The sequence below is a fragment of the Prevotella sp. Rep29 genome, assembly GCF_019551475.1.
In the GTDB taxonomy this organism is placed as follows: Bacteria; Bacteroidota; Bacteroidia; order Bacteroidales; family Bacteroidaceae; genus Prevotella.
On record NZ_CP047159.1, the window covers coordinates 368197 to 380083 of the forward strand.

Sequence of the window (11887 nt, forward strand, 5' to 3'; positions counted from 1 at the left end):
TTGTCGCAAACCGTTGGAACCACTGTCGCAAATCGCGACGGTGGTTTTATTCTTTGCCAAGTACCTCCCAATGACCTCTTATCACTACCGACATAACGAGCATGTAGCATTTTGCAAGCTGGCATTTTATGTTTTTTGAATTTCGATTACTCAATTCTGCCATATCTCCTGTTGATATTTGGGGATTGCTTAGGATTTGTTCATTTAACAAATCATCAAGTTCCTTATCTTGAGGGACATCTTGAGGGACATCTTGAGGGACACCTTGAGTAACATCTTGAGTAACACCTTGAGTATCACCTTGAGTATCATCTTGAGTATCATGGTTTCCGATACGCCCCATTATGAGAACGTGCCGTTTGAGGTACCGGAGGGCTGGGTGTGGTGCAGACTTTCAGAAATAGCTAACTATGGTGGCGGGAAAACGCCATCTATGGACAACAAACAATACTGGTCAAATGGGACTAACCTTTGGATTACCTCAAAAGACATGAAATGTGAGCGAATAACTGACTCAATGATGAAAATATCTAATGACGCGTTGGATATTATGACACAATATGAGCCTGGAACTCTTTTGATGGTAACAAGAAGTGGCATTTTACGGCATTCACTTCCTATCGCCATTTTAGAAGAAAAGGCTACAGTAAATCAGGATTTGAAGACAATTTCGCTACATTTTAAAGAGACACACGAATATGTTTATTATGCAATAAAGGCAAGAGAACGCTACATCTTAAAAGAATATCATAAAGATGGTACTACCGTTGACAGCATCAATTTTGAAAAATTTGCCGAGATTCTATTGCCAATACCTCCATACGATGAACAAAAGCGAATTGTAGTTGCAATAAAACAGTGGCTATCGTTTATCGACCAGTTGGAACAAGATGCAAATGATTTGGAAACATCTATCCAACAGACAAAGACAAAAATTCTTGAGCTTGCCATGCATGGCAAGCTCGTTCCACAGGATCCTAATGATGAGCCGGCTATTGAGTTGCTGAAGCGCATCAATCCCAAGTTTACTCCTTGTGATAACGCGCATTACCCGTTTGATGTACCAAACAACTGGATTTGGGCTAAGGGATTGGACATATTCAAGCCAATGAAAACAACATTTCCTTCAGGAGACACATTCAAGTACATTGATATAGATGCTATTGACAACAAAAGAAATGTGGTAACATCAGTAAAGGTTCTCAATACAAAGCAGGCACCAAGTCGTGCAAGCAGATATACAGAAAAGGGATGCGTGTTGTTTTCAATGGTTCGTCCATATTTACGCAACATTGCCATGGTCACAGAGGATGATTGTATAGCTTCAACAGGATTCTTCGTCTGTCAGGGGAAAGGTTGCCTATCGCCTAAATTCTGTTATTACCAAATGCTTTCAAATTATGTTGTAGATGGACTAAATGACTTTATGAAAGGTGACAATTCGCCTTCTATAACAAAGGCCCAAATCGAAGAGTACATATTTCCTCTTCCTCCTCTCAACGAGCAGAAACGCATCGTAGCTAAGATTCAAGAACTTTTTGCCGTTCTTGATGAAATACAGAAATCCATAGAGGCGTGACCCCTATGGATTTCCCTTTTACCACGTTACCACTTTATCAACTATCTGCCGTTGCTCGGTGGCTGTGCGTCGTAGATAGATTCGCGTCGTCTCGATGCTCTCATGCCCCATAAGGTCAGCAAGCAAGGCTATGTCATTGAACTTATCGAGGAAATTCTTGGCAAAGCGATGACGGAAAGAGTGTGGATAGACCACTTCGCGATTCAGCCCATACTTGTCTGCAAAATGCTTCAGTTGAATAGCGATGCCTCGTGTGGTGATACGCTCCCCATAGCGATTGAGGAAGATGTAACCACTCGAAACGCCTTTGTTTGCCAACCATTGCTTTGCCTCCTTCTGAAGGTTCTTGGGAATATAGAGCCGACGAAGTTTGCCTCCTTTGCTATAGATGTCAAGGTGTCCTACGGCCACATGTTCAGCCTTAATCTGCAGCAACTCACTCACACGGGCACCCGTGGCCGCCATAAACCACACCACGAAATACCATTCGTCGTAGCCGTCAGCCTTTAGGCGTTTCTTCAGGAACTTGTAGTCCTCGTTGCTGATGACATTCTCCAGAAAGTTCTTCTGCTGCACCTTGACAAACTTCATCTTCAGTTTATCCTTCTTGATGAACTCCAGATACTTGTTGATGCCCTGCAACCGCAGATTGACTGTCTGCGGCTTGAAGTTCTCCATCAGATACCCTTTGTAAGCCAAAAGGTTCTTCCTGTTAATCTCTTTGTACTTCGCATAGAAGTACTTCACCGTCCAAACATACGAAGTGACGGTGTTCTTAGCCAAGTCTGACTTGCTAAGATGCTTCTCAAATTTTGTTACCATATTATTTCTATTTAAGAAATGAAACAGTAACAATATAAGAGCAACTTAACGCGCATTATGAGAATGTGCCTTCCAATTGGGCCGTTTGTATGGTTAAGGACGCATTTATGATTAACCCAAAAACAAAGGCTGATGATGACATGGAAGCAGGGTTTGTCCCAATGTCGAATATTCAAGATTCATACAAAAATAGATTTAGTTTTGAGCCAAGAACTTGGGGCAATATCAAGAAAGGATACACACATTTTGAAAATGGTGATATTGTAGTTGCCAAAATATCACCTTGCCTTGAGAATCGGAAATCAGCCGTCATGATTGGACTACCAAATGGAATTGGAGCAGGAACAACAGAACTCAATGTCTTTCGCTCTGATTATGTCCATCCCCTCTACGGGCTATTCTTTTTCAAATCAGACTATTTCATATCTCAATGTGTTGGGACTTTCAATGGTGTAGTTGGACAACAACGTGTTTCAACGAAGATAATTGAGGATGTGACATTCCCCGTACCCCCTCGCCTAGAACAAGAACGTATAATAAATAAGGTAAACGAACTTTTCAAAATCCTTGATGACATCAGTGCCGAATTATAGATTGGCACTGATGTCATCCAATATACGATAGTTTTGCTCAATTGCTTCAACAATTCTTTCTTGTTCTTCTATTGGGGGAACTGGAATAACCAATTCACGGAACATTTTCTTGTTCAAATGTGGGATAGCAGAGCCAACCTTATTTTCTCTTAATGCCTTTTGATAAAGCTTTACAAAAAAGAGAACATACTGAACATTCATATTGTTATCAATGTCAAGCACTTTCATTGTACTCCCTTGATAGCCTTCCACTGGTGTGTGGAAAACTTCTCCCGAGTTTTCACCATCTACGAGGATTAATGTAGTACCTGCTGGTACGTACTTTCCCGACTGTTTAGAAACATAGTTACCAGTCCTTAGACCCTTGACGTCTATGTAAGGATATTCCTTATCTGATATAGGTTTACCTTCATTCAAACCGCAGATATTGCCAAGCGGAACGATGCACCAAGAATCGGGTACATTCTCATAATGCGCGTTATCACAAGGAGTAAATTGGGGATTGATACGTTTTAAAAGCTCAATGGCTGGCTCGTCATTCGGGTCTTGTGGAACAAGCTTTCCATGAATAGCAAGATCAAGAATCTTGGACTTGGCTTGTGTTATGAAAGTTAGTAAATCATCAATTTCAATATCGAGTCCATCAATTACCGACAACCATTTCTTGGCTTCTTCCACTATACGCATTTGTTCACGATATGGTGGGATTGGAATAGTCAATGCCGCTAAAGTTGTTCCATTCACGTTCGGTTGGCCTATTCCTACAGAATTGAGAGAAATTTGCTCCCAATAGAAGCCTGACTCAAAGAAGAATTTAATGTATGCTGGAAGAATTACACTTGAAGTTTGAACCCTAATAAGGTATGAGGCATAAATAGCAGAATCCTTCAATCCCTCAACCAAGTACGACTTCCCAACTGTAGCACCTGTCCTAGCAAACAAAATATCGCCATCGTTCAACAAATACGCTTGTGCCTTATTATTATCGTAATCGGTAAATGGTACAGTTTCCCAGTTGACCTTATTATTCTGAATGTCTGTTATGCGTAATAACTTGTATTGGCCAGTCTCTTTTGCAGATTCGCTAACTCCGTATAATATAGAGGAAGCTATTTCTCCTATCGTTGTCCACTCCCAACTTTCTGGCACCTCAAACGGTACCTCATTGGCTTCGCCGACCTGTCGGTTCTCATAATGGGGCGTATCGGAAGTAGTCTTCTTGCTTCGCTTAATCTTACCTTCCTTGATTAAGCGTTCTTTCTCGGCACGAATGCGCTCCAGCAATACGGATGCAGGCTCATCATTCGGGTCTTGTGGCACGAGCTTACCACGAATGGCAAGGTCGAGTATCTTTTGACGTAATTTCTTTGTGTCCATTATTCCTCGATGCCTTTTAAGAGTTCCTGTAATTGAGCCACTGCCTTGCTGATATTTTCACTTTTCTGCTGAATGGTCTGCATCAGCTCTGCCAATGTCATATCATCATCGCCATTGGTCTGCTTGATCCAGGAAATATCAAGGCTGGTCTTGTCGCGCTTCAGAAGTTCCGAGACAGGGTACTTGCGCCAACGGCCATTGGGGTTCTCTTCACAGTAGGTTTCCTTTCGCTGGCTGATGTCCTCGGCATGATAGCAAGCCACGAAGTCGTCAAGGTGGTGGCGCATCATCGGCTTGGTTGCCAATGTGTGCTTGATACCAGTGCGGTAGTCGTAGAACCAGACATCCCTTGTCTGTTCACCCTTCTTGAAGAAGAGCACATTGGCTTTCACGCCTTGGGCATAGAATATACCTGTAGGGAGGCGAAGGATGGTGTGCAGATTGAAGTTCTTCAACATTTCCTTGCGGATGGTCTCACCGGCACCGCCCTCGAAGAGCACATTGTCGGGAAGGACAACAGCGGCACGTCCGGTGTTCTTCAGCATGACCATGATGTGTTGGAGGAAATTGAGCTGGTTGTTCTTTGTTTCCACATAGAAGTCAGGGCGGTCAATATCCACACTACCTGCCGGACGGGTGCCGAAAGGTGGATTGGCAAGGATGACATCAACGAGCTTCTGCGGCTGCTTCTCCAAGGAGTCTTCACAGAGAATAGGACTACGGTCGGTGCCAATGCCATGAAGGTAGAGGTTCATAGATGCCAAAGTCACCACAAGAGCTGTATTGTCATAACCCGTAAGTGCTTTCTCACGGAGGAAGTCACGTTTGGCTTTGTCCTGCGACTGGTTCTTCATGTAGTCGTAAGCGGCCAGAAGGAATCCACCAGTACCACAGGCGGGGTCGCAAACTGTTTCGCCGATTTGAGGGCGGGTGACATCCACCATTGCAGAAATCAGGGAACGAGGTGTAAAGTACTGTCCCGCTCCGCTCTTCTTGTCCTGGCCGTTCTTCTCAAGGATGCTTTCATAGATGGCACCTTTGACATCACCATCCATTACCAACCACTGCTCTTCATCAATCAGCGTAATAACCTTGCGAAGATAGACTGGCTTGTCAATCTTGTTCTGGGCTTTCACAAAGATGGTGCCGATGAGGTTTTCCTCTTCTGACAGTTTCTTTAGTGTTTCCTCATACTGATTGATAAGGTCAAGGCCATCCAGTTCAATAAGGTCTTTCCACCGATAGCCTTCTGGGATAGCTGAGTCTTCGCCAAAGGTCTCTACGTTCTCATCGTCCATCTTCAGGAAGAGGAGATAAGTAAGTTGGGTGATGTAATCAGTAAAGCCGATGCCCTGTCCTGAAAGGGTTGTGGCCAGTGTCCACACTTTCTTTGTAAGTGATGTCTCTTTATTTGTTGCCATATTTATATGGTTATTATTTATTTCTTGAATTATTCTATATCTATTATCAGCATATCGTCTAAACGAACTTTATAATGTGAATATTCGCTTACGCAGTAGAATGGATAATCAGTTTTTGTTTCTTTGGATACGTCAATAAAACAATTCCATGATGAATATTTTGGTGATGGGTTACCTGGATCCAAACATAGTATTTTTGCAATATTTTCATCTGAGTCAACTTCTATGCCAATAGCAAGAAGTGCATGTGCACCTTCTTTTTTGTCTCCATCAAGGAAAACTACAGATATTATAACGGGTGTATTGTCATAGATATAATCAGAAATTAATCCTATTCTATCATCGTTCGTTCTAGGATCTTTTCTGATAGCTTTTATGCCGAAATGAGACTCGTTAATTTCTTTAGCTAACGTGACATAAGAATAGCCGTTTCTAATCATACCTCTTTCATTAAAAAATTGGTATAGGAACTTTCCCTTGTCTGTTCTTCGATCAGGCCGATTGTATACTTTAGTGTCATCATCTGTCAATAGCCCCTTACATAACATTGCCATTACAAGAGAATAGATAGCGCAAGCACCATCTAGGTCTCCCTGTTGTTTGTGCAATTTTACCCATTTCCTGTTTTCATCAAGGATACATAACCCTTTATGGTTAAGCCTAATTGAATCTATGATATGTATGTCTGACATAAATGTTATGCTGTTTTACGATATAATAAGAATTTCGATAATGAGGCAAGCGCTTCATCAGCCTGTGACTTACCGCCAAAGGCTTTGATGAGTTGTGCAGCCCGTGTCTTGTCATCGTCAATAATATCCTTAATGGTGCAAGCACCGTTTGAAGCGATGTAGTCAACAATCTGACGGATAATGGTGATTTGCGATTCCGTCACTGTGCGCTGCACCTGTCCATACCAAAGATTGAAACGCTGCTGTGCCGAGGGATAGAGGCTTTCCAGTGTCTCAATCTGATGGTTGGCGAAACGGACCAACTGAATGATATTCGTCAGCGCTTCCTTCTCTTCCTTGGTGCTATGCTTCTTAACAGATTGCGGATTGACAATCGTGTAGCAGTTCCATAGACGAGAAGTCTGGAACTTGTTGTTCGCCAGTTTCAGTTTGTTCTCCAAATCCTTCAGCGTTGCGTAGGTCAGTGGCTCTCCGTCGTTGTTGTAAATCATTCGCAGCGCTTCAATCTCGTCCTGATGCTCATCGCAGTATTGCTCAAAAGCCGATGTCACTTCCTTGGCTTCTTCCTCAGAGAATCCCTTGGAGATGAGTTGGTCTTCTCCCGGCATCAATGTTTCAATGAAGCCAGCTGCAAGGATAAGCAGATATTGGCGTGCCTCGGGATGATGGGTCAGCGGAGCCACCAGCCCTTTGCGTTCAAGATTCGGTTCGTCGATACTTTCGTATGGAGGTAGGGAGTTTTTCTCAAAAGCATCAAAGATGGCCGCAGAGATTTCCTGCATCCCACTATAGGCCAGTCTCTGGAACTCTTCCCGTTGCTTGTCCGTACACTTGTTGTAGATACGTGCGAGTTTGGCTGCAATCAGTCGCAGATAATCATCGTTGACGTTGCCATGCGTCAGCAGTTCCAGCAATCGTTTGAGTGTGATGGTATGCACAGGTTCACCATCGCCAGGACTCGTTGTTATCTTCTGACTTTCGGTAACTCCTACAGCATCCACAAGGAAGAAGCAATCCTTACTAAAAGCATTAGGCGTGACGTTGCGCAACTGGTCGTCGCCGATGGTGCGAACACCACGACCCTTCATCTGAATATACAGAGGCTCGGAAGCCACGTCGCGCATGAATATCAGCACTTCAAGCGGCTTTACGTCTGTTCCCGTAGCCACCAGCGTACAAGTGACTGCAATACGGAACTCCTTGTCGTTGCGGAACTGGCGAATCAGCTCGTTGCTGTCACCTGCGGAATAGGTTATTTTCTGTACGAACTTATCATCTGTCCTGCCAAACACCTCTTTGGCGATGCGCACGATATTGTTGGCATGAATCTCATTCAAGGCAAAGATAAGGGTCTTAGGCAGATAGTCCATGATGGGCTCACGCTGTGGGTCGGTGAACATCTCCGTATAAACGGCATCGCGGTATGTCTCCAGCACCAATTTGATTTGAGCCGGATTGATGACGCTGCGGTTCAGTTCCTCCTTGGTGTAGTTCTTGGTTTCCTCATTGCGTACCGTCTCAACCTTGCCCGTATAGCGTGTTTCGCGTCTGAGTTTGTCACCCTTGAGGATGGCACCGCCGTTTTCTGTTGCTTCGGTTTTGATGCGATAGATACGCGCATCTACATTCACACCATCCAGAATGGACTTTTCAAGTGTATAATTAACGACGATATTGTTATTGAAGAATGCTTTCGTCTCGGGTACTGGTGTTGCCGTTAAGCCTATGAGGTTGGCGGTATTGAAGTATTCCAAGACTTTCTTCCAATTGCCATAGATGGAACGGTGGCATTCGTCAATGATAATCAGGTCGAAGAAATCTGGCGGAAGCGTCATATTACCTGTCAACTGCACCTCGCTCGTGGCGGTATCTTCATCATCGTCGTCGTTATCCACGATTTCCTGCCCAGTAAGGAGAGAGAACAGGCGTTGTATGGTAGAGATAACCACATTGCTGTCGGAGGGGACTTTTGCTGATTTCAGTCGGTTAACTGTATAGATGGTGTTGAACGGGTCACCATTTTCCGTTAGGCGGAACATTCCGAACTCACCTTCTGCCTGTTTGCCAAGATTGTTACGGTCAACCAGGAAGAGGATGCGCTTCATGGGGGTGAATGCCAAGAGGCGATAAGCTGCCAGACAAGCCGTGTAGGTCTTACCTGCTCCTGTTGCCAATATAATCAATGCTTTTTTCTGTCCGGTGCGGAAACTGTTCTCCAACTCCGTAATGGCTTCATACTGGCAATCACGCAAACCTTTCTTTTTCAACGTTGGCAAACCTGCGTATGGATCCTCTATTCCCAGCATCTTTACAATCTCCTTTGGTGTATGGATGCGGTTCAACTCAATGAGTTCACCATTTTCATCACGAAAGTCTCGGAAGAAGGTCTCTTCTCCGTTGGACTGGTAGATGATGGGCAATGGACGAGAATAGGCTTTATAACATTCGGGTACTCCACGAGCGTAGAGGTCTGCTTGTTCGCAAACTTTATCAGAAGTGACATCCACTTCCTTGCGTTTCGCTTCAAGTACCCCAACTGCCATGCCGTTAATGAATAAGAAGTAGTCGGCTTCTCGGTTTCCTTCAAGCAGACCTTCCCGAATAGCAGCAGCTGTAAGAGTGGGAGTATAGAAATCTCTATCTACCACTTTCCAACCAGCATCTTCAAACATCTGGTCTATCTTGACTCTTGCTTTTTCTTCTGGCTTCATACGTTTAATGTTTGTTCTTGATAACACACATTATCGGAAATTATAATCTACGCTTTTCTTTTTGTCTGAGATGACATGAATCATTCTGTTCTCAACAATTCATCAACGCTCACCTCTAAAACTTTGGCAATCTGGATGAGGGTTTCTACATTTGGTTGATTGGTGTTCGTCACCCACTTAGATACTACAGCTGGATCCTTGCCAAGCAATTCGGCAAGTTGCTTGTTGTTCATGTCCTTCTCAGCAAGAACTACTCTTATTCGATTCAAAAGTTTACGCTCCATCTGGTCGATATTGATTTCAGCCACAAAGATAGGCTTTTTCTTCGAGATTTATTCGTTCTCCTGTAGAAAATTGGTGTTTATTGACTAAAAATAGATGTTTTTATCAAAAACAATCATCATATATGGTTCTTTATTGACATGCAGTTGATACTACATATATAAATATGTATAAGGGACTATTTGGATCCATCACTACTTTTTTAGATTTACAACTCAGATTTTATCAATCTGAGGAATACGTTCTTAAAAAGGTAAATAACCCAAAAGGTGTCGGAAACAACAGTAAAAGTTCGGGCACATCAATAAAACGGGAATAGACAAAAAGCATAAAAACATCGATTTAAGTGCGAATTTTGCGAAAAGGTAGCAAAAATCGAACTTAAAACATGGTTAGAACTCGTTTTGAACATTTTCACCTCGGTCAACAATAGAAAAAAAGCATGGATTATAAAAGTGTCAACATTGGCAGAAATTTAATGTAGAGTGATATTACTCGTCAATACAAGTAATATGAGTAATACGCTCTTAAATTTGCTTAAAACGCAAATAAAGAAATAGAAAACCATAAAAATATGTGATTGTTTCAGAGAAAAGCTGTACCTTTGCATCATAAACAACGATAGAAAGAAATAAATGGCACAGGACATCAATCGGCTGAAGGTGGTTTTAGCCGAACAAAAGAGAACGAATAAGTGGCTGGCTGAACAGTTGGGAAAGGACCCTGCATCGGTGAGCAAGTGGTGCACCAATGCATCACAGCCCAGTTTGGAGACTCTGGTGGAAATAGCCAGAAGTCTCAATGTGGATGTGAAAGATTTGCTTTGGTCAACTAAAGAACGATAAATAAACAACTGGAAATATGAGACTACCCATCAACATAGAAGAGCTTCTGAGCGGACGAGCAGTAGAAGGTGACCGTATAGAATACAAGACAGGCTGGAACCCTGATGCTATATACCGCACCATCTGCGCATTTGCCAATGACTTTGACGAAACTGGTGGTGGCTATATAGTCATTGGGGTCAAAGAGGAGAACGGGCGACCGTTACGGCCCGTTATAGGAATTGACCCTAACCAAATCGAGCCAATCGAGAAAGATATGGTGGGTTATAACAACCTGATGCGCCCGTACTATCAGCCGAGATTGTATATTGAGGAAGCAGACGGAAAGACGATTCTTGTCATCAAGGTTTCTCCTGGTGAACGCAGACCATACAAGGTGCCTGACCAAATAACGGCGAAACAGAAGACATACAACTACTACATCCGCTACAATAGTAGCAGTATCGTTCCGAAAGACGAATACGAGCGTGAATTGATAAGCCTTGCAAATCGTATGCCCTTTGATGACCGTGGAAACGACGACATCAAACTGACGGATATATCGCCATTACTCCTACATGACTATCTTGTTAAGGTAAAGAGCACTTTGGCTGACATCTCACTGACCGACCACATGGAGGATGTGCTGGAGCAGATGGATCTATTGGAGGCTGTGCCGGAAGGATGGCGCATTAAGAATGTAGCAGCGATGATGTTCTCGGAACGCCCAGACCGCTTTTTCCGTCAAGCGCAGATAGAAATAGTTCTTTTCCCTGAAGGTAGAGAAAAGAATCCCAATAACCTGATAGAGGTGGAACCCATCAGGGGCAGTGTGCCGCAGATGATAGAGAAGACGTTAAGCTATCTGAACACCAACATCATCAAGAAACAGATTATAAAGCCCAAGGACAGGGCGCAATCCATATCATTCTACAACTACCCCTATCAGGCTCTGGAAGAAGCTGTTGTCAATAGCCTGTATCATAGAGATTGGACGATTCGGGAGCCTGTTGAAATCACCGTTGAGCCGGAGCGTATTTCGATTCTCAGTTTCTCTGGCCCTAACCACACCATTCCTATGGAGGCTGTCCAAAAAGGTATATCGTTACGTTCACGTCGCTATCGAAACCGCAGGTTGGGAGAATTCCTGAAAGAATTAGATCTAACAGAAGGCCGAGCTACGGGCATTCCTACTATTCAGGATGAACTAAAAGACAATGGATCTCCACAGGCAACCATTGAGACGGATGAAGAACGTACTTACTTTCTGATTGACATTCCGTGCCACCCGGATTTCATAAAAGAACAGTTCGTCCTGAACAAGGCTGTCGTAAAAGATGGCGCAAAAGAATTGTCTGAACGTCAGAAAGTTATTATTGAAATGATTTCTGCCGACCCATTCTTATCCGCAAAGACTATTTCGGAAAAGATTTCGGAAAAGATTTCGGAAAAGACTTCGGAAAAGTTTACTGTTTCAGACAGGACCATTGAAAACGACTTGGCACAACTTAAAAAGAAGGGCATCCTTGCTCGTGAAGGTGGTCGTAAGGAGGGCAAATGGGTAATTATTAACAAGAAAGAATAAT

The 11887-nt window shown here is 43.3% G+C and carries 11 protein-coding genes; 4 read left to right on the forward strand and 7 right to left on the reverse strand.

Annotated elements, in window-relative coordinates:
• Positions 1–46: 46 nt before the first annotated feature.
• The gene (locus tag GRF55_RS01560; RefSeq protein WP_220368816.1) at positions 47–343 is read right to left on the reverse strand and encodes a hypothetical protein; all 297 of its coding nucleotides are present in this window, start codon (positions 341–343) and stop codon (positions 47–49) included.
• Between GRF55_RS01560 and GRF55_RS01565 the strand changes: the two genes are divergently transcribed.
• Entirely contained in the window at positions 323–1579 is a 1257-nt protein-coding gene (locus GRF55_RS01565; RefSeq protein WP_220368817.1) for a restriction endonuclease subunit S, read from the forward strand. The two genes, GRF55_RS01560 and GRF55_RS01565, sit on opposite strands and share 21 nt — an antisense overlap.
• A gap of 18 nt (positions 1580–1597) precedes the next feature.
• Here GRF55_RS01565 and GRF55_RS01570 read toward each other — a convergent pair whose 3' ends face one another.
• On the reverse strand, positions 1598–2401 hold the full coding sequence (locus tag GRF55_RS01570) for a tyrosine-type recombinase/integrase (protein ID WP_220368818.1): 804 nt from the start codon (positions 2399–2401) through the stop codon (positions 1598–1600).
• 65 nt (positions 2402–2466) lie between these two features.
• Here GRF55_RS01570 and GRF55_RS01575 point away from each other — a divergent pair, with 65 nt between their 5' ends.
• Positions 2467–2994 carry a restriction endonuclease subunit S gene (locus GRF55_RS01575; protein WP_255563813.1) on the forward strand — a complete coding sequence of 176 codons (528 nt, stop codon included), beginning with the start codon at positions 2467–2469 and terminating at the stop codon, positions 2992–2994.
• Here the strand turns inward: GRF55_RS01575 and GRF55_RS01580 are convergent.
• The 5 genes from GRF55_RS01580 to GRF55_RS01600 all read right to left on the reverse strand — a co-directional run bounded on the left by GRF55_RS01580 (position 2989) and on the right by GRF55_RS01600 (position 9479).
• Positions 2989–4371 (reverse strand): restriction endonuclease subunit S, encoded by a 1383-nt coding sequence (locus GRF55_RS01580; protein ID WP_220368820.1) that lies wholly within the window; start codon positions 4369–4371, stop codon positions 2989–2991. The genes GRF55_RS01575 and GRF55_RS01580 overlap by 6 nt on opposite strands.
• On the reverse strand, positions 4371–5792 hold the full coding sequence (locus tag GRF55_RS01585; RefSeq protein WP_220368821.1) for a class I SAM-dependent DNA methyltransferase: 1422 nt from the start codon (positions 5790–5792) through the stop codon (positions 4371–4373). The genes GRF55_RS01580 and GRF55_RS01585 overlap by 1 nt, the downstream gene beginning before the upstream one ends.
• 29 nt (positions 5793–5821) lie before the next feature.
• Complete coding sequence (locus GRF55_RS01590) at positions 5822–6484, reverse strand: hypothetical protein (protein WP_220368822.1); 663 nt, start codon at positions 6482–6484, stop codon at positions 5822–5824.
• 5 nt (positions 6485–6489) lie between these two features.
• Positions 6490–9195 (reverse strand): DEAD/DEAH box helicase family protein, encoded by a 2706-nt coding sequence (locus GRF55_RS01595; RefSeq protein ID WP_220368823.1) that lies wholly within the window; start codon positions 9193–9195, stop codon positions 6490–6492.
• An 80-nt stretch (positions 9196–9275) separates the two neighbouring features.
• Positions 9276–9479: a helix-turn-helix transcriptional regulator gene (locus GRF55_RS01600; protein WP_220369583.1), complete on the reverse strand. Its 204-nt coding sequence runs from the start codon at positions 9477–9479 to the stop codon at positions 9276–9278.
• Positions 9480–10112: 633 nt separating this feature from the next.
• Between GRF55_RS01600 and GRF55_RS01605 the strand changes: the two genes are divergently transcribed.
• Complete coding sequence (locus tag GRF55_RS01605) at positions 10113–10322, forward strand: helix-turn-helix transcriptional regulator (RefSeq protein ID WP_091824851.1); 210 nt, start codon at positions 10113–10115, stop codon at positions 10320–10322.
• 16 nt (positions 10323–10338) lie between these two features.
• The gene (locus tag GRF55_RS01610) at positions 10339–11886 is read left to right on the forward strand and encodes a helix-turn-helix domain-containing protein (RefSeq protein ID WP_220368824.1); all 1548 of its coding nucleotides are present in this window, start codon (positions 10339–10341) and stop codon (positions 11884–11886) included.
• The last annotated feature ends 1 nt before the right edge of the window (position 11887 follow it).

Bases quoted from the DNA above. Each gene is read 5' to 3' on its own strand.
- GRF55_RS01565 (WP_220368817.1), top strand. From the start codon at position 323: ATGGTTTCCGATACGCCCCATTATGAGAACGTGCCGTTTGAGGTACCG.
- GRF55_RS01560 (WP_220368816.1), bottom strand. From the start codon at position 343: ATGGGGCGTATCGGAAACCATGATACTCAAGATGATACTCAAGGTGAT.
- GRF55_RS01570 (WP_220368818.1), bottom strand. From the start codon at position 2,401: ATGGTAACAAAATTTGAGAAGCATCTTAGCAAGTCAGACTTGGCTAAG.
- GRF55_RS01580 (WP_220368820.1), bottom strand. From the start codon at position 4,371: ATGGACACAAAGAAATTACGTCAAAAGATACTCGACCTTGCCATTCGT.
- GRF55_RS01585 (WP_220368821.1), bottom strand. From the start codon at position 5,792: ATGGCAACAAATAAAGAGACATCACTTACAAAGAAAGTGTGGACACTG.
- GRF55_RS01590 (WP_220368822.1), bottom strand. From the start codon at position 6,484: ATGTCAGACATACATATCATAGATTCAATTAGGCTTAACCATAAAGGG.
- GRF55_RS01595 (WP_220368823.1), bottom strand. From the start codon at position 9,195: ATGAAGCCAGAAGAAAAAGCAAGAGTCAAGATAGACCAGATGTTTGAA.
- GRF55_RS01600 (WP_220369583.1), bottom strand. From the start codon at position 9,479: ATGGAGCGTAAACTTTTGAATCGAATAAGAGTAGTTCTTGCTGAGAAG.
- GRF55_RS01605 (WP_091824851.1), top strand. From the start codon at position 10,113: ATGGCACAGGACATCAATCGGCTGAAGGTGGTTTTAGCCGAACAAAAG.
- GRF55_RS01610 (WP_220368824.1), top strand. From the start codon at position 10,339: ATGAGACTACCCATCAACATAGAAGAGCTTCTGAGCGGACGAGCAGTA.